The sequence below is a fragment of the Sphingobacterium litopenaei genome, assembly GCF_014692495.1.
In the GTDB taxonomy this organism is placed as follows: Bacteria; Bacteroidota; Bacteroidia; order Sphingobacteriales; family Sphingobacteriaceae; genus Sphingobacterium; species Sphingobacterium litopenaei.
On the sequence record NZ_JACOIJ010000007.1, the window covers coordinates 33,352 to 51,826 of the forward strand.

Below are 18,475 nucleotides of genomic sequence, written 5' to 3' on the forward strand. Positions count from 1 at the left end.
TGTCCTACTTCTTTTTTGTCTATACAATCCGAATATTGCTGAAATAATATTTTACTTATTGTCATTCCGACGAAAGGAGCAATCTCGGAATGACAGTTTTATTATTTCCTTGGTTCCATTCTTGCCAAAAATTGATCATTCTCATCTTCAAAAAGAATTTGAACAACCCAACCTTCTTCGTGTGCTACCTTGATTAATGTTTCTTGGTCCAAATAAAGCCATTTGAAAGGTTCGCCTTTTATGCTTTTGAATTCATATTGATAACCTATTTCTCCAAAATAGTAGTCTGGTCTTTTGATGCGGTATTCATCGTATAAATATGAAATGTCAGAACTATCAAACAATAATTGCCCTTTTTCACTTAATAATGATTTACTGTGCGCTAATAACTTTCTGAATCCTTCCACCGTGCCCGCTAGCCCAATCCCATTCATTAAAAATAAAAGTGAATCAAATTGTTGATTACTTAATGAGAAGAAATCCTCCTGTAGAATTTTCTGAACCCCACGTTGATGCATAATATTACAAGCAGATTGCGAAATTTCTAAGGCTGTTACATCAAAATTTCTCTCTTGAAGGTATAAAGCATGTGCACCAACTCCCGCACCAACATCCAATACTTTACCATCGCAAAGCGATAAAGCAATGAATTCCAATTCTGGAAAATCTTCTGCATCACGGAAGAATACCTCCACAGGCATTTCCTCAATATCACCGTATGTACTATGTAACAATAGAGGAGCAGTTAATTCTTCTTTCTCAAAATATTCGGCTAACGCCTCTCCGTAAACATCTCTATGCATGCTCATCAATCTGTAAATATCTTATGGCCATTTCAATCTCTTCTGGATCTCCGGTATGTTTCATCGCCTCATCCGAAAGCTTAATTACCGGTGTCCATTCCCCTTCTTCGGGTAGGGTTTCTGTCATTTTCAATACAATATTCATGCGTTCTAAACCCACATCATTCGTGAAATCAGTTCCTATCCCGAAAGAAATTCCAATCTTACCTTTGCAAAAGTTTACTATTCGTTCAACTTTATTGTAGTCCAATCCATCCGAAAATATAATGGTTTTGGAATTTGGATCTATTCCTTTACTGATATAATGGTTGATTGTTTTCTGGGCGAATTCAATAGCATCACCGGAATCATGACGTACACCATCAAATAGTTTGGTCAGTTTTTTATCAAATTGCTTGAAGAAAGCTTCTGTAGTATAGGTGTCAGATAAAGCTATACCCAAATCGCCACGATATACATTCGCCCAATTTTCTAAACCTAATAAATTAGCCATTTTGTACCCAAACTTCGCGGCATGAAACATAAACCATTCGTGCGCATGTGTACCGATGGGTTTGGTTTGATATTTCATAGCCAAATAAACATTGCTTGTACCAATGAAAGTTTTGGAATTATGGTTTTTCAACGTTTTAATGACCAAATCATGTACCGCAAAAGAATGACGACGTCTTGTTCCAAAATCGGCAATGGTAATATCCAACTTGTCGTATTTTTGCATTTTGTCTTCTACGATAGCGGCCACTTGCGCATCAGATACACGTTGAAGTCCGGTCATCTCGTAATACAACTCACAGATTAAAGACATAATGGGAACTTCCCACAAAATAGTGCGGTACCAATAACCTTCGATTTTTACAGATAGTTCTGAACCATTTTGAATAATTGTAACCTCATCTGGGTCATAACGATATCCTTGCAAAAAATCAAAATATGTAGGATCAATGTAAGGGCAAGTTTCTGCAAAGAATTTCTTTTCCTCTTTCGTCAACTTAAGCTTTCCTAATTCTTGAATAGCCTCTCTTAGCTTTGCCGCAAAACCATCTGGAAATTGATGTTTTCCTCTATTGATAAATTGATACTTAGCTTTCGCCCTAGGAAACAGTTTTATCACGGCGTATTGCATCGTGAATTTATAGAAATCATTATCTAATATGGATTCGAGTTTTGCCATAAAGAATGTTGTTTTTTAACGAAAAACCCACTTAGATGTTTTGTGGGCGACTAAAATTTAATCGAAAGTACACAAAAAAAGCGAGCCAAGATACCTTAACTCGCCAAAATGATGAATTATGATTTATTTATTCTTATTATCTTCTACTTCTTTCCGAACCGCTGTTGCCGCCTCCTCGTTGAGCGTTTCCTGTTGATCTATTGCTTGATGCAGGAGCAGAACGTTCAACCCGAGGTGAAGAAGATGAACGTGTCACATTCGAATTCGACGATTGTGCCCCACGTGAGTTTGATGTTTGGAATACTGGGTTAGTATTTCGAACACTACGCTCTTGTGTTCTTTGTTCCCTTTGTGGTTGTGCTCTTTCTTGACGTTGTGGTTGAGCTTGCTCCACTCTTTGTGGTTGTGCTCTTTCTACTCTTTGAGGTACGCTTCTTTCTACACGTTGCGGTTGAGCATTGTTACCTCTAGAATTTTCAATACTTCGATTTCTTGCGTTTTCATTGCTTCTATCTACTGTACTACGTTCAATGGTTCTATTATTTCTTTCCGTATTACGATTAACACTTTCTGTATTTCTAGAAGTAGAATTACGTTCAGATCTTACCGTAGAATTATTTCTGTTTGTGACTGCTCTTTCTTCAGTTTTAGTTTCTCTATTACGAATAGTTGTTTTTCCATTATCACCTATATGTATTTCACGTTGTGCATTTCTTGCAGCACTTCTATTGTTGTCCACACGGTTATCGTTTCTCGTTGCTTCTCTATTTGTATTAGTAGGTCTTCTATTTGAAGTTACAGAACGACTCGTTGTTCTATTATTGTCTCGATCTGGTCTATAAATAGATACATTTCTGCTATCTACTTGTGATCTTCCTGGACGATCAGATTGTCTAATACTTCTTACTTCGACTCTTCTACCTATCGCACGCTCAATATCTCTACGCGCTGGGCCACCGTAATAATGGTGATTGTTTACAACATACGTATTATGGATAATGGTGGTTCTATTGTAAATGTTGGATCTACCATAATATGCATGTCTATGGAAAGTTGGCGAGTAAATGTATCTCACTGGTGCGAAACACCAAGCTGATACTGGAATATTAATGCCAATACTAATACCTACACGTGGCATCATCGGCGCCCAACCATAATACCCATTTCCAGAACGCCATTCCACCCAAGCTGGTCCCCATTCATAACCTGGTATCCATCCCCAGCCGCGGTATGAGTTATACACCCAGCGACCATAGTGGAAAGGTGCCCATCCCCAATCATAGTTGGAAACCCAAGTGTTTCCGTATTCTGTCATTGTCCAATACCCATTTGAGCTATATGGTCTAAAATTTCTTCCTTCATTGGGATACCAAATATCACCATAATTAGGATCCATATCCCAATTTCCATAAGGCGATAATTCGTCGTAAAATAAATCCAATGAAACTTGTCCGTAAACTTGGGCTTTCGCTGTATTTATGGTCAAAATGCTGGAAAAAGCGATCATTATCGCTGACATATAAAGGGTGAATTTCCAGTTTTTCATGTTATATGAATTAAAATGTAAATAATCGTTGTTTCTCTGTGTTTGTTGGTATGACAACGAAAAACTTACGAGGGTTTAATTGAGATAGTCTTAAAATTTTACCTTTCTGTGAGAACAGGTATTTATGCTTAGAATTATGTTCGCTACAAAGCCATTATGGCTATTTTATGATGGCGAAAAAAATATTTAGAGTGCAGATTAAAACAATTTATTGATTTGTAGTATTTGTAATTTTAGTAATGAGTAAGAGTGGTCACCTAAAAATTTGTACATTTGCGCTGTGCTTCGCACACCGTACTTTTTAATTTATACATACGTTTAAGAAATATAAATGGGAAGGAAAATCAATAATTTACTCCTCGAATTTGCAAGATTGCATCGTTTTTTGATGCGATTTTTTCGCGAAGTTGTGAGTCCACCATTTGAGTTTAAAGAGATAATAAGACAGTGTTATGAAGTAGGATGGAAGTCTTTTCCATTGATTTCATTGACTGGATTTATTGTAGGTTTTGTATTCACCAAACAATCTAGACCATCTTTGGAAGAATTTGGCGCCACTTCGTGGTTGCCAGCGTTAATATCCATTGCTATCGTTCGTGCTTTAGCACCATTGGTAACAGCTTTGATTGCTTCAGGTAAAGTAGGTTCTCAAATTGGTGCCGAATTAAGTTCGATGAATGTAACTGAACAAATCGATGCGATGGAAGTGTCGGGAACAAACCCTTTCAAGTTTTTGATTGCAAGTAGAATCTTAGCAACTACCATTATGATTCCTGTTCTTTGTTTTTATGTGGCGGGTATTGGGCTTTTCGGTGGTTATCTAAGTATTACGGCTAAAGATGATTTAAGTTTATTAAGTTTCTTTACACAGGTATTCGAATCCATTCAAATGATTGATTTGTTTGCAATGGTATTACGCGCTGTTGTATTTGGATTCACCATCGGTTTTGCAAGTTGTTATGTAGGTTATTATTCTTCAAAAGGAACAGAAGGTGTGGGGAAAGCTGCCAATTCTGCGGTGGTTGCATCTATGTTTATAGTGTTTATTGAAGAGTTGTTAATTGTACAACTTTTAGGTTTTATCACACCTTTAATCTCCTAATATATGGAAAAGAGCAAAGTAAAGGTAAACTACGATAACGCAGTCATTCATGTGGACGATGTGAGCAAATCATTTGGCGATAGACAAATATTACGCAATGTGGATTTGAAATTATTCGAAGGCGAAAACTTGGTTGTTTTAGGCCGTTCGGGTACTGGTAAATCTGTTTTGATAAAATTGATTTCGGGTTTATTAAAACCAGATTCAGGTATCATCAATGTGCTTGGTGAAACAGTGAATGATTTGAAGGAGCGTGATTTGATGAAGTTGCGTCTTAAAATAGGATTTTCATTTCAAAACAGTGCTTTGTATGATAGTATGACCGTGCGTGAGAATTTGGAATTTCCTTTGGTACGTAACAAACGTAATCTGACACGCGCTGAAATCAATCGCGAGGTAGAAGATGTGTTGGAAGGTGTAGGATTATCTCAAGCAATTAACCAAATGCCCTCGGAGTTGTCAGGCGGTCAGAAAAAAAGAATTGGTATCGCGCGTACATTGATTTTAAGACCAGACATTATGTTATATGATGAGCCCACAGCAGGTCTTGACCCGATTACATGTTTGGACATCAATACCTTGATTAATGAAGTGCAAGAGCGTTATCAAACCTCTTCGATTATTATTACGCACGATTTAGCGTGTGCAAAGATGGTAGGAGATCGTATGGTGATGTTGTTGGATGGAAGATTTGAACGACAAGGTAATTTTGCCGAAATTTTTGATACGGATGATGAGCGTGTCAAACCGTTTTATGATTATAATTTTATAGTATAATATTCAATTAATAATGAGTGCTTCAGAAAATAAAAGATCATTAATAGTAGGACTTTTCGTCTTTATAGGCTTAGTAATATTAGTTGCAGGGATTTTGTACATGGGTACGCAACAAAATAAATTTAGCAAAAACATTAAAGTTACTTCGTATTTCAAAGATGTTAAAGGCCTTAAAGTAGGAAACAATGTTTGGTTCTCCGGAGTGAAAGTGGGGATTGTAAAGGAAATTGCTTTCGAAAGTGTGGAGAACGTGCGTGTAACCATGAATATAGAAGAGAAAAATAGTCAATTTATTCGTAAAGACGTAGTGGCTACATTAGGCTCCGATGGTTTGATTGGTAACTCTATTATCAGCTTAGTTGGTGGTAATGCTTCAGTTCCACAAATACAGGATGGCGATGTGCTTAAAAGTGGTGCAAGTGGTGGTATGGAGCAAATGATGGGATTATTACAAGAAAATGGTGCTAACCTATCAATAATCACTTCCAATTTTGCGAAACTTTCTCAACAAATGGTAGATGGTAAAGGTACTGTAGGAGCATTAATGACGGATGATGAAATAGCTAATAATTTGAAAACTTCCGTTGCATCCATGAATAAAGTAATGTCGGATGCCAATCTTGCTGTAAATAATTTGGTGTCTTTAACTCAAAAATTGAACAGCAACCAAGGTCTTATTCATGATTTGACTACTGATACAAAGGTTTTTGCGTCATTACGCGATGCGGCAGCTCAACTTCAAGGCGTTACACAAACAGCTAATGCTTTAGTAGAAAATTTAAATCAAACCTCAGCTCGTCTCAACGATAAAGATAACGCTATTGGTGTATTGACAAATGATCCTGCTGCGGCGAATGAAATCAAGCAAATTCTGAGAAACTTAAATACAAGTACAGAGAAATTAGATCAAAATATGGAAGCTTTACAAAGTAACTTTTTGTTAAGAGGTTTCTTCAAGAAAAAAGAAAAAGAAGCGCAAAAAGAAGCTGCGGAAGTTCAATAATTTGTATTTCACTAAAATAAATCATGTCTGTAATCACAGAAAAGGATGTCTTATATGAAGACAACCATTTAATTGCTATAAATAAACGTGGAGGCGATATTGTACAGGTCGATGATTCTGGCGATAAGTCTTTAGAAGATATGGTCAAAGATTTTTTGGCTAAAAAATACGATAAGCCGAATGGTGCTTTTGCGGGGGTAATCCATCGTTTGGATAGACCCGTTAGTGGTATGATTTTATTCGCAAAAACGAGTAAAGGTCTTGATCGCATGAACAAAGCCTTTCACGATAGAAAAGTTAAGAAAACTTACCTCGCGGTAGTGAAGGAAAGACCTCCTCACAAATCGGGAAAATTGACTAACTGGTTGTTGCGCGATCGCAAAAAAATGATAACCAAAGCTTATGATCGTGAGGTCAAGAATGGGAGTTATGCGGAATTAGATTACGAAGTGGTAGGACAATTGAATGGTTATTATTTACTTCAAATCAATCCATTGACTGGTCGTACGCATCAAATCCGTTGTCAGCTGGCTTATATGGGGTGCCCTATCGTGGGAGATAATAAATATGGTTATCCACGTGGATCATTGCGTCGCACCATATGTTTGCATTCCAGATCATTGGCGTTTAAGCATCCCGTGAAAGAAGAGGATATGTTGATCGAAGCTCCCGTTCCTGTTGATGGTTTTTGGGATAAGTTTAATGTGTTGCTGAAATAACAATCTTACTTAGTTTTGATATTTATATAGTTACCTTTGAAATATGAAAATATTGCGTATACTCCTTGTCTGTTTTAGTTTGAGTCTAGGTTTGAGTACACTTTCTTCAAATCAAGTCCAAGCACAGTGTGCTATGTGTTCTTTGAATGCCGAAAACAGTACGCAACACGGAAATACGCAGGGCAAAGGTCTTAATAATGGTATCTTATTCCTGTTAGCTATGCCCTTTCTCGTAGGCGGAACGGTAGCAATAGTCTGGTACAAGAAGTTTAGACATAAAGAAACAAAGTCTCCTATTCTGTAGGAGACTTTGTTTTTATATAGGATTTTAACTTTATATGTATTTCATCGTGCTATCAAAAATGAAAGCTTTTTCCTGATGATGTTGAGCGATATAGGTTTGTAGCACGCTTACCTTCTCTTTTTGGAAAGTAGGAATATCAGATGCATGTTCAAAAACCAGCTGTACACTATAGGTATGTCCTTCATGTGGAGAATCCAACATTTTTAACAATTTTGCGGATGTTGGTAATGTTTTGAACCAATTATTTTTTAACCAATCCATTAAGCTTTCATGGTGATCATTTTCGATAATTATAGATATGTTATATAGATACATGGAGCAAAGTTAGGAAAACCATCAAAAACTGCTGTAAAATTAAGGTTGCAATTATTAAAATATGTTAGAAAATTACTTTATTTGAGTAGAAGTAAAGGGCGTATGAACATCAAGATGGTTTTTAGGGTAATGTTGTTAGCAATCTGTGGATTGATAATAGCTTGTGGCAGGGATGTTCGTCAAGAAGTCATTCCGATAGAAGATTTTTTTGATAAGCCAGATCATACCAGTTTCAAAATTTCTCCGGACGGCAAATGGGTAGCTTATCTCGGACTGGAAGATCATTGCAAAAACATCTTTATTTTAAATTTGGATCATCCTGATTCCTCCAAACAATTGACTTATCAAAACAGCATGAATGTCCAATATTATTTTTGGGCAACAAAGGATACAATTGTCTTTTCCAATGCTGAATCTTATCAAGATAGTTTGCGACTATTTACTGTTGATATTCATACTGAAAAAATCAATAAACTTCTAAAGCCTGCAAAACATACAGTAAAATGGTTAGCTCCTACACGTGCTTTTAATGGTTATCTGTTGGCTCAAATGAATAGAAGAGATTCCACAGCCATTGACTTGTATCGTATTCCATTGAATGGTGATGAGCCTATTTTGGTGGATAAAAACATCCATAATTTTAATGAATGGTTTGTTTCTTCGGACGGCAAAGTGCGACTGGCTATTTCAAGCGATAGTGTAGAGGATAAATTATGGTATAGAGAAGAAGAAGGTATGCCTTATCAAAATGTTTTGGAGACAGACTTTTCTTCTATGGTGTATCCACTAGGACCGGTTAAAGATTCAAAAAACACAATTTATGCTTTGTCAAATAGAGGCAGAGACAAAGTTGCAGTAGTGAATTTGGATTTGAAAAATGGGCAAGAAAAAATTCTGGTAAGTAATAAGGAAGTAGATCTGAATGGGGAAGGATATTCTTTCACCCGACAGGAAATACTGTTTTCTACCACCTACCGAAAGAAAAAAGAAACCACGGTACATAATGAAGCCTTAAAAAATATTTATAAGTCCATCGCATCTAAATTTGAGGGATATAGTGTAGATATGATAGATTTAGATAGTTCATTTAATACTGTTTTATTCAGAACTTATACAGATAGAAATCCGGGAGGAATATATTATTATCATAAAGGTGAAATCAAAGAATTGACTCCTTTAAATCCTTCTTTGAGAGACAAAACGCTTTCGCATATGGAGGAAGTATCCTTCAATTCACGTGATGGAAAAAGTATAAAAGGCTATATTACCTATCCGCTAGAGAAAAAAGACAGGTATCCAGTTGTTGTGTTGGTTCACGATGGCCCTAATCGTCGAGATGTTTGGGGGTTTAATCCAGAAGTTCAATTCTTGGCAAATCGAGGTTATGCTGTCTTTCAGGTAAATTATCGCGGCTCTACTGGTTTGGGTAAAGAATTTTACGTTTCTGGATTTAAGCAATGGGGTGGCGAGATTCAAAATGACATCAATGATGGTGTCGCGTGGTTGATTCATACAGGAATTGCTGACAAAGACAGAATCGCTATTATGGGGACGGGGTTTGGTGGATATTCTGCTTTATACGCAGCTTGTTTCAATCCTACTTTGTATAAGTGTGCGATCTCGGCATCGGGATATATTAATCTATTTACTTATTTTAAAGAGTTTCCTCCATATTACAACTCGTATAAACAACTTTATTATAAAATTATCGGGGATCCGCAGAAAGAATATGAACTATTCAAGGCAATATCACCATTATTTCATGCGGATAAAATTCGAATGCCTATTCTGATGTTCCAAGGAGGAAGGGATCGTTATAATAGTATGACAGATGTAAATTTGTTTGTGCAAAAAGTAAAGAGCAACGATGTGAACCTTCAGTTTGTTTGGAAAGAAGATGAGGGACGACGATTCAAAAAAGAAGAGCATATTGTGGAGTTTTATCAAACTATTGAAAACTTCCTGAAAGAACAAATGAGATAATGGCTAGAATAGATTCGAGATATAGAAAAAACTTCGGCTTACTTATAGTCTTTTTGCTTTTCGTAACGTTGTTGTTTGTTATTTCAGTATTCTTTGCTCGAACGATTACCACCAATTTTGTACAAACAGATTTCAATAATCGCAAGGCGGAAGTTTTTGATGAGACGATAAGTGACTTTAATGAATTTTTTCAAGAAAAAATTCCAGAGGTGGCGTATTATCAAGGTTTTATGGATTCTGTGCAAGCAAAAGATTTTTCTAATGCTATTCTTCGTAAGTATCCTTTCGTTCAGAAAATTGATTTTTCGGATATTTTATTTACGAATATTGATTCTATCGAACGCCAGATGCGTATTGGAAACTTTGGTGCTTCGGCAAAATCAAGTTTTGAATACAAACTAACTAAAGATTTCAAACTTCAAAGTTCACGTCAATCTAGTGAAGGGGATTTATCTTCGAACGAAGAGTTGTACAGTGTATTCTTAAAGCTGTGCACCTTTTTGGGGCGTGAAAATATCGATACGAGTCGAATCTCGAATACTGAAGTATATAAGCTTTTTTATAATATTCAACCGGGGAAAATTTCGTATATGAATATTCCGCGGATGTCAGATATATTGTCATTTCGAAAAATGATGGTAGATGCAAATTATCAGAAATCGAGTTATGAACAAGACTTCTATGTTTTCTACATTACTCCTACTAAAATTCAGATTAAAAATAAATATCCAAATCTCTACGAAAAGATCAGTATTTTGCCCGTCGTAGATCAATATTCGATAAATGAACAGGCTTATCTACGCACTGAAATAGCATTGCCAGGAGCTTTGTCGGATTATAAATTGCAGCTTGAAACTTCGCAAAGTCACATCACCAAAGAAATAAACAAGTGGTTTTTCCCTGTGGTGGGAATTTTGGTTTTGATATATTTGATTTTATTATTGATTGGTTATTTGATTTATCGTAATGTGTTGATAAATAATCGTATGTTTCAATTGCAATATGATTTTATAAATAACTTGACACACGAATTCAAAACACCGGTAAGCGTAATAAAAATTGCCGGAAATAATATCAAAAGTGCAGAGCAGATTAGTGATGCCGAAAGAGCGATGTACGGCCGTATATTAGATCAAGAAGCGGACAAGCTAAATAGCTTAATGAATAAATTGCTTTCTTTTGCACAAATTGAAAATAAATCTATAAAATTCAACGGAGAGTTTATAGATTTAAAAGAGTTTTGTCAGCATATATTCGAGTCTACTCGTATTAAATATCCAGATTTGGAGCTTGTAGATCATGTAGACGTAAAAGACGAAATATATGCCGATCCAGTGTTGCTGAACAGTGTTTTTCAAAATCTAATTGATAATGCATATAAATATTCGAGCCCATCAAAGAGGTTTTTGGAAATAAAAGTCGAACAAACTAAGAAAAATTTTGTTATTTTATTCAAAGATCGCGGCATAGGTATAGATAAGAAAGAATTTAATAGTATTTTTAAGAAATTCTATCGCGTCAAAAACCAATTTAACCAACAAGGTAGTATAGGTTTAGGTTTAGCATTTTGTAAGGAAATCACCGAATTTATGGGTGGTGAAATTAAGGTAGAAAGCGAAATAAATATAGGTACATCATTTACATTGATCTTTCCTATAGAAGTAAAAAATGTATAAATTATATATGGATAGAGATATAACAATTGCTGTCATAGAGGATGATGAAAATTTACGTTTTTTGATTAGTCATCGTTTACAGACAGAGCGATATAAAGTAGTTCAGTCAGGTAATGGTGTGGAAGCCGAAGAGTTGATACTGTCTGTACAGCCAGATATTGTTCTTTTGGACTGGATGTTGCCCGGAAAGGAAGGAATTGATGTGTGTCAATCCGTTCGCAAGCAAGGCTTTGAAAACATTATTATCATGATGACAGCAAAGTCCCAAGATGTGGACAAAATAGATGCTTATAGTCATGGTATTACTGATTACATCACTAAGCCATTCAATATGGATGTGCTGGTAGCTATGATTGATAATAAGGTGCGTTTCTTTGTGCCAAAGAGTGCGAACAAAGACGTTTATTTCTTTGGAAATACTGAGCATCACCCACAAATCCATTCTTTAATCCGCGATGGGAAAAAAATTGAGTTGACAATCTTAGAAAATCGTATTTTGTTGCATTTCTTGCAAAATATGGGCAAAGAAATTACACGTGAGGAATTAATGGAGGTCGTATGGGGATACAGCTCAAACGTCAATACCCGTACATTAGATATGCACGTAGTTCGTTTGCGTAAAAAGATCGAAAGTAACCCAGATAAGCCATCTTATTTACAAACTGTACGCGGTCTAGGGTACAAATTTGTGGATGAGGAATAGATATTGAATTATTTGGAAGTTTAATTTATTTAATATATCTTCGTGTAGAACGATGAACAAGACCATTCTCTCTATGAGCGAATGGTCTTGTTTATTTTTTTGTTAAAATTTTAGTGTTAAAAAATTAAGTTAAAATATATAATTATGGCAGAAGTAACTTATTACACAGCAGAAGGGTTAGCTAAGCTTAAGGAAGAATTGCAGTACTTGAAAACTGAAGGAAGAGCTAAGATTGCTAACGCTATTGCGGAGGCAAGAGACAAGGGTGATTTGTCCGAAAATGCAGAATATGATGCTGCAAAAGAAGCTCAAGGGTTGCATGAAGCTAAAATAGCTAAACTAGAAGAAGTTTTGTCAAGTGCACGCTTGATCGATGAATCAAAATTAGATTTATCAAAAGTATTAGCCTTATCAATTGTTCGTATCAAAAACAAAAAGAATGGCGCTGAAATGACCTACCAATTGGTATCGGAGACAGAGGCAGATTTGAAGTCTGGTAAAATCTCTGTTAAGTCGCCAATTGCTCAAGGTTTATTGGGGAAATCTGTGGGCGAAACAGCAACGGTACAAGTACCAGCAGGTGAGATTGAATTTGAAATTTTAGAAATTTCAAGATAATTTATTTTAAGGGTTATGAGCGGTATTGCCATAACCGCTTATAATACTATCTATATAAACAAAGGAAAGGATTCTATCACATAGAATCCTTTCCTTTGTTTATATATGTGGATTTAGTGTAATAAGAATAGCAATTCGACTATAATATATATGATATAGTCATCTATATTTTATTATATTTGCGAATACACAGATTTGATATAATTTATGTCTACAATATTTTCAAAAATTGTTGCTGGTGAGATTCCTGCTTATAAAGTAGCTGAGAGTAATGATTTTTTAGCATTTTTAGATGTATCACCTTTGACACCAGGACACGTCTTGGTGATCCCAAAGAAGGAAACGGATTATATATTCGATATTAATAATGACGAATATATGGGGTTATGGGTATTTGCTAAGATTGTATCCCAAGGTATCAAAAAAGTATTTCCATGTAAAAAAATAGGTGTAGCGGTAGTCGGATTAGAAGTTGCCCATGCACATATCCATTTGATTCCATTAAATAAAGTTAGTGATATGAGCTTTGATAAACCAAAATTATCATTGCCTGCTGATGAAATGCAAAAAATTGCTGATGATATTCGTCAAGCAATTTCAGAAGTGACAAATGCTGAATAAAAAAATACAGCTAGAGTCTTTTAACTAACAACTATGCAAGATTTTTTGATTTCTTTCCAGCAAATGATGGATCCGGAGTACTTACTTAGTCATGGCGGATTCTACATTGTTTGCTTGATTGTTTTTGCTGAGACAGGTCTTTTCTTTGGTTTTTTCTTGCCGGGAGATTATTTATTGTTTTTAGCAGGTCTTTTTTGTGCTTTAAACAAAATTGACGTCAATATTACGACCATGTTTTTAGGTATTTTGGCTGCTGGTATAGCAGGTAATTTTGCTGGATATTGGTTTGGTTACCGAGCTGGTCCCATGCTGTTCAAGCGGCAAGATTCATTGATTTTCAAGAAAAAATATATTGTAATGGCTGAAGAGTTCTATCAAAAATATGGTGGAACAGCTTTAGTTATTGGAAGGTTTGTTCCAATAATTCGTACATTTGCACCAATCTTTGCAGGGGTGGTCAAGCTTGACTTTAAAAAGTTTGTACTATACAATGTCTTAGGTGCACTAATTTGGGTGAGTTTATTAACATTATCCGGTTATTTTTTAGGGGAAATGTTCCCACAAATAATCAATTATGTTGAATATATAATCATTGGTATGATTGTCATTGCATTCTTACCATTGGGTATTGCTCTGCTCAAGAGATGGATTAAAAACAGAAACAAGAAGTAAACAACAAATAAACAGTAAAGAATATTAATGAGTACACAACATCCTTGGCATCAAGTGTCTCCTGGAGATGACGTGCCAAATTCAGTAAATGCTATAATTGAAATTCCTAAAGGTTCAAAAGCTAAATACGAAATCGATAAAGAAAGTGGTTTGATCAAATTAGATCGTGTTTTATTTTCTTCAGTAATGTATCCGGCTAATTATGGTTTTATTCCACAAACATATTGTGACGATAAAGATCCATTAGATATCTTAGTAATCAGTTCTGTAGACGTATATCCAATGAGCTTAATCGAAGCTAAAGTTATTGGTGTAATGCATATGATTGATGGTGGCGAGCAAGATGATAAAATCATTGCGGTAGCTAAAAATGACGTATCGGTAAATTATATCAACGATTTGTCTGAGTTGCCTCCGCATACTATGAAAGAAATCGTGCGTTTCTTCCAAGATTACAAAGCTTTAGAAGGTAAAAGTGTAGAGGTTCAGAATCTTTATGGACGTGCTTATGCTCAAAATATTATCAAAGAGAGTATTGAGCTTTATAATACTGAAATAAGAAATAAATAATCAACATGGCTCTCGATATTTTTTGGACTTTATTGTTAGTCTTTGCAAATGGCTTTTTCGTCGCCGCTGAATTTGCGATTGTCAAAGTAAGGGCATCGCAGATTGAGCTACAAGCTAAATCCGGCAGCAATGTAGCTAAGATAGCAAAGAATATTACAGAGCATTTGGATAAATACCTAGCTGCCACACAGCTAGGTATTACTTTAGCATCGTTGGGATTAGGATGGATAGGTGAGGAAGTCATGACAGAGGTTGTGAGTCACATGTTCTCTTATTTCCATATTGATGTCTCTCAAGGTTGGGCCAAAGGTCTAGGAGTAGTCTTAGCTTTCGGTTCGATCACCTTGCTACACGTGGTTTTAGGTGAATTGGCTCCCAAATCAATCGCTATCCAAAAACCTGTAGCAACTACCATGAAAGTAGCTGTTCCGTTGCGATTATTCTATTGGATTTTGATGCCTTTGATTTTCGTATTCAATGGGCTGGCTAATCTTCTATTAAAATTGATTGGTATTGAACCTCATCCTAGTGAGGCAAACCACTCTTCTGAAGAATTGCAATATCTTCTTGATAAGGGTAAAGAATCTGGAGCGTTAAATATTTCGGAGCATGAGCTGATTAAAAATGTATTTGATTTTAATGAGCGTATTGTGAAGAATATCATGGTTCCTAGAACCAAAATTGTCGCTGTAGAACAAAATGATACCGCTGAAGATTTTATAAAAACGGTGACTGAGGAAGGCTATTCTCGTATTCCGATCTACGATGATAATATCGATAAAATCGTAGGTGTGGTTCATACAAAAGATATTTTGCCGATTTTGGTTAAAGGGAAAGAGGTAGAGCTTAAGGCTATTATGCGTAAGCCATATTTCATTCCAGAAACTAAGAAAATCAATGATTTGATGGCGGAGTTTCAACAAAAGCGTATTCAAATTGCTTTTGTGTTGGATGAATTCGGAGGAACTTCGGGTATGGTTACTTTGGAGGATATCGTTGAGGAATTGGTTGGTGATATTCAAGATGAATACGATGAGGAAACTCCTTTAGTAGAGCAGATTTCGGAGACAGAATTTATGATTGATGCTGGTGCAAGCGTGCATGATGTGAATGAATATTTGCCTTTCGAATTACCTGAAAGCTCGGATTATGATACTATTGCTGGCTTAGTAAGTCATATCTTCGAAAAGATTCCTGATGTCGGTGAATCTTTAGAAGAATTAGGATATCGCTTTACTATCATGAAGAAAACACAACAGAATATCGAGTACGTGAAATTGGATGTTGTGGAACAATCGGACGACGAAGGATCAGATTCTTAATATGCAACTTTTTTTTACTCCAGAAATTCAACCTCATCATCCAACATTTATGTTGAGTGAAGAGGAGAGCAAACATGCTATTCGTGTTTTACGGTTGACACAAGGTGAGAAAATTCACTTAGTGGATGGTCGCGGTGGACTTTATGAAACCGAAATTATTGATGCGCATCCGAAACGTACGACCTTACGAGTGCTTTCGGTACAGGAGGATTTTGGAAAGCTATCGTATGAAATTCATTTAGCTGTAGCGCCAACTAAAAATATAGATCGTATAGAATGGTTTTTGGAGAAAGCTACTGAAGTAGGTTTGACATCTTATACACCCATCATTTGCGAACATTCTGAACGTAAAGAAGTAAAAGTAGAACGTTTGGAAAAAGTAGCTATTGCAGCGATGAAGCAGTCGTTGAAAGCTTATTTGCCAACAGTTAAACCAGCCATTACTTTTAATAAATTCATTCAAGAAGCAGTAAAAGACAAAGTAATTTCAAAGGGTATAGCACATTGTGTGGATTCGGAGAAAAAATATATTTCTACTTCCTTTTCTCCAAAAGGAAAATATCTTATTCTGATTGGTCCTGAAGGGGATTTCTCCGAAAAAGAAATAAGCCAGGCTATTGAAGCTGGCTTTGTTCCTCTATCGCTTGGAGAAGCTAGATTGCGTACAGAGACTGCAGCCCTAACTTCTGTTATTGAAGTGTCGTTGCTGAATCGTTAGTGAATTAATTCTGCATCGATGATCTGAATTTCGGCATTACCTTTTAATGGTTCAGGATTGAACACCATTTTACCTCTAACTTTTATAGGCTCTTCCGTGAATTTTACAGTGCCTTTTTTTATGAATATTTCTACCATAGGAGGAATACCATTCGTTCCACAGAATTGGCACTGAGCAATTGGTAATACAGAAAGCATAAAGGTGCTATGATTTCTTCCACTTGTCAAAGGAACCAAATATCCGGGCAAATCCACTATTTTGTTTTCCAGCTTTTTTAATTCAGCAGGATAATGTGGAGTATATACTTTTTTGTTTCCACTGGTTGTAACCTTATACATCATTTTATCTATAGCCTCCCATGTTTTATTCATCATAGGTGTATGATCTGGTACGTCCAAGCCTAAGTTGTTACCGCCAATTTGTGCTTTAGCACCAATTGATAACAGTAAAAGTGTAAATATGAATATAATATTTTTCATTATTTTGAAGATAGTGTGTTTGATATTGTTGTTTGATAAGCTTTAATAGCGGGAATAATACTCGCCAAAATTCCGATTATTACTGCCATAATTAAAATAATAAATTCATTTGCTTGAATGGCGAAAGCTTGAATGAAATCTGCGCTTTGACTTGTTTGCAGACTGATATAATATAAAATTCCATGACCCAAAACTAAACCTATTATTCCGCCTATTAATGTAATAATCAATCCTTCGACTATGGTAAGTGTAAAAAGTTTAGCTTTAGTAGCTCCCAATGTTCGCATAACCGCTAAATCATATTTGCGATCTTTCATTGCATTGTATAAACTGATGAATACGCTAAAACCAGCAATCACCATAATCACATAAGCTAAAATTCCTAAAGAATCAAATCCCACGCCTAATAAAGAAAATATTCTAGAGCTTTCAATAGCAGGAGAGGCTGCCTGCATTTGTGTGCTTTGATTAATCATTCTTGGAAGAACTGATATAGCAGTTGGAGAACTGTATTTGACCAATAATGCTGTGATTTCAACACCGTGATCTTCAATCATATCTTCTCCAATACTTTTGATGAATGCATTATTTTGTGGTTTTTCTGCAACTAACTCTTCTTCATGAGGCACTGTATGTTCGTGGCTATGATCGTGATCGTTTTCGTGTGTGGAATGGTCGTGTCCATCATGTGCATGATCGTGTTGATGATCATGATCGTGGTCATGTTCTTCTTCATGAATATGCTCGTCGTTGTGCGCAATCCCATGAACGTCCCAAACACTAGCAAGATTACTCAAAATAAGATTGTCTACGACAGAATAAGATGGTGATAAAATACCAACCACCGTAAATGGATGTTCATCATGCTGATGTGCCTCTGCTGATAAACCATGCGCACTAAATATTTTGTCTCCGATTTTTAAATTGTTTTTTTTGGCGACTTCGGCGCCTAAAACCACCTCAAAAGATTTAGACCATAATTTTCCTGTACTCAATTTCAAATCATACATTTCTAAAAAGGTCTCATCTGTACCAATAATTCGATGACCTTTATAATTATCACCAAGAGAAATAGGAGTAGCAAGTTGTACTAGCGGATTTTCTGCGATTTTGCTAGCTTCTGACAAAGGAATATTTCCAGTAGGATTGTCTACATGGTACAAAGAACTCAAAATAAGTTGCATTGGGCTTCCTTTGGCACCGACGACTAAATCAATATTCTTGGTGTTGTTCTCTAATTGTTTTTCTAAGGTTACAGAACTGATGTAAATAACAATTAATATGGATACACCAAAAGCGGTAAGTAATATACTCAATAGCGTGGAGCCCCATTGTTGTGTTATATTTTTCCAAACAAGTGATAAAGTATTCAT

Annotated in this window: 20 protein-coding genes; 14 read left to right on the forward strand and 6 right to left on the reverse strand. The window is 35.8% G+C overall.

Annotation, left to right across the window (positions count from 1 at the left end):
• Positions 1-101: 101 nt before the first annotated feature.
• The 3 genes from H8B04_RS05475 to H8B04_RS05485 all read right to left on the reverse strand — a co-directional run bounded on the left by H8B04_RS05475 (position 102) and on the right by H8B04_RS05485 (position 3,520).
• Positions 102-809, reverse strand: a complete 708-nt coding sequence (locus tag H8B04_RS05475) for a class I SAM-dependent methyltransferase (RefSeq protein ID WP_317170645.1) — start codon at positions 807-809, stop codon at positions 102-104.
• The gene (gene pncB, locus H8B04_RS05480) at positions 796-1,974 is read right to left on the reverse strand and encodes a nicotinate phosphoribosyltransferase (RefSeq protein WP_190301708.1); all 1,179 of its coding nucleotides are present in this window, start codon (positions 1,972-1,974) and stop codon (positions 796-798) included. Before pncB ends, H8B04_RS05475 begins: the two co-directional genes overlap by 14 nt.
• 136 nt (positions 1,975-2,110) lie before the next feature.
• Entirely contained in the window at positions 2,111-3,520 is a 1,410-nt protein-coding gene (locus tag H8B04_RS05485) for a DUF6600 domain-containing protein (RefSeq protein WP_223815287.1), read from the reverse strand.
• A 331-nt stretch (positions 3,521-3,851) separates the two neighbouring features.
• Here H8B04_RS05485 and H8B04_RS05490 point away from each other — a divergent pair, with 331 nt between their 5' ends.
• From H8B04_RS05490 to H8B04_RS05510, 5 genes are read left to right on the forward strand one after another with little or no spacing between them, the layout of a single operon-like run.
• Positions 3,852-4,622, forward strand: a complete 771-nt coding sequence (locus H8B04_RS05490) for an MlaE family ABC transporter permease (protein ID WP_165290223.1) — start codon at positions 3,852-3,854, stop codon at positions 4,620-4,622.
• Between the two features lie 3 nt (positions 4,623-4,625).
• Complete coding sequence (locus tag H8B04_RS05495) at positions 4,626-5,399, forward strand: ABC transporter ATP-binding protein (RefSeq protein ID WP_165290224.1); 774 nt, start codon at positions 4,626-4,628, stop codon at positions 5,397-5,399.
• A gap of 13 nt (positions 5,400-5,412) precedes the next feature.
• Entirely contained in the window at positions 5,413-6,402 is a 990-nt protein-coding gene (locus H8B04_RS05500; RefSeq protein ID WP_165290225.1) for an MlaD family protein, read from the forward strand.
• A gap of 23 nt (positions 6,403-6,425) precedes the next feature.
• Positions 6,426-7,121 (forward strand): RluA family pseudouridine synthase, encoded by a 696-nt coding sequence (locus H8B04_RS05505; RefSeq protein ID WP_165290226.1) that lies wholly within the window; start codon positions 6,426-6,428, stop codon positions 7,119-7,121.
• 43 nt (positions 7,122-7,164) lie between these two features.
• Positions 7,165-7,425, forward strand: coding sequence for a hypothetical protein (locus H8B04_RS05510; protein ID WP_165290227.1), 261 nt, complete (start codon positions 7,165-7,167; stop codon positions 7,423-7,425).
• Between the two features lie 30 nt (positions 7,426-7,455).
• Here H8B04_RS05510 and H8B04_RS05515 read toward each other — a convergent pair whose 3' ends face one another.
• On the reverse strand, positions 7,456-7,740 hold the full coding sequence (locus H8B04_RS05515; protein WP_165290228.1) for a DUF4286 family protein: 285 nt from the start codon (positions 7,738-7,740) through the stop codon (positions 7,456-7,458).
• An 81-nt stretch (positions 7,741-7,821) separates the two neighbouring features.
• On the opposite strand from H8B04_RS05515, the gene H8B04_RS05520 reads away from it, so the two are divergent.
• The 9 genes from H8B04_RS05520 (at position 7,822) to H8B04_RS05560 (ending at position 16,623) form a co-directional block, all read left to right on the forward strand.
• Positions 7,822-9,723 carry a S9 family peptidase gene (locus H8B04_RS05520; protein WP_190301709.1) on the forward strand — a complete coding sequence of 634 codons (1,902 nt, stop codon included), beginning with the start codon at positions 7,822-7,824 and terminating at the stop codon, positions 9,721-9,723.
• Positions 9,723-11,399: a sensor histidine kinase gene (locus H8B04_RS05525; protein ID WP_165290230.1), complete on the forward strand. Its 1,677-nt coding sequence runs from the start codon at positions 9,723-9,725 to the stop codon at positions 11,397-11,399. The genes H8B04_RS05520 and H8B04_RS05525 overlap by 1 nt, the downstream gene beginning before the upstream one ends.
• A gap of 7 nt (positions 11,400-11,406) precedes the next feature.
• The gene (locus H8B04_RS05530) at positions 11,407-12,102 is read left to right on the forward strand and encodes a response regulator transcription factor (protein ID WP_165290277.1); all 696 of its coding nucleotides are present in this window, start codon (positions 11,407-11,409) and stop codon (positions 12,100-12,102) included.
• A gap of 144 nt (positions 12,103-12,246) precedes the next feature.
• Entirely contained in the window at positions 12,247-12,720 is a 474-nt protein-coding gene (greA, locus tag H8B04_RS05535; RefSeq protein ID WP_165290231.1) for a transcription elongation factor GreA, read from the forward strand.
• Positions 12,721-12,927: 207 nt separating this feature from the next.
• Entirely contained in the window at positions 12,928-13,341 is a 414-nt protein-coding gene (locus H8B04_RS05540; RefSeq protein ID WP_165290232.1) for an HIT family protein, read from the forward strand.
• A gap of 33 nt (positions 13,342-13,374) precedes the next feature.
• Positions 13,375-14,013: a DedA family protein gene (locus H8B04_RS05545; RefSeq protein ID WP_165290233.1), complete on the forward strand. Its 639-nt coding sequence runs from the start codon at positions 13,375-13,377 to the stop codon at positions 14,011-14,013.
• 27 nt (positions 14,014-14,040) lie between these two features.
• Positions 14,041-14,583, forward strand: a complete 543-nt coding sequence (locus tag H8B04_RS05550) for an inorganic diphosphatase (protein ID WP_165290234.1) — start codon at positions 14,041-14,043, stop codon at positions 14,581-14,583.
• A gap of 5 nt (positions 14,584-14,588) precedes the next feature.
• Complete coding sequence (locus tag H8B04_RS05555) at positions 14,589-15,905, forward strand: hemolysin family protein (protein ID WP_190301710.1); 1,317 nt, start codon at positions 14,589-14,591, stop codon at positions 15,903-15,905.
• A gap of 1 nt (position 15,906) precedes the next feature.
• A complete protein-coding gene (locus H8B04_RS05560) occupies positions 15,907-16,623 on the forward strand; it encodes a 16S rRNA (uracil(1498)-N(3))-methyltransferase (protein ID WP_165290236.1) in 717 nt (238 codons plus the stop codon).
• Here H8B04_RS05560 and H8B04_RS05565 read toward each other — a convergent pair.
• Both H8B04_RS05565 and H8B04_RS05570 read right to left on the reverse strand, forming a co-directional pair.
• Positions 16,620-17,102, reverse strand: a complete 483-nt coding sequence (locus tag H8B04_RS05565) for a hypothetical protein (RefSeq protein WP_223815288.1) — start codon at positions 17,100-17,102, stop codon at positions 16,620-16,622. The two genes, H8B04_RS05560 and H8B04_RS05565, sit on opposite strands and share 4 nt — an antisense overlap.
• On the reverse strand, positions 17,102-18,475 hold the full coding sequence (locus H8B04_RS05570) for an ABC transporter permease (RefSeq protein ID WP_165290238.1): 1,374 nt from the start codon (positions 18,473-18,475) through the stop codon (positions 17,102-17,104). Before H8B04_RS05570 ends, H8B04_RS05565 begins: the two co-directional genes overlap by 1 nt.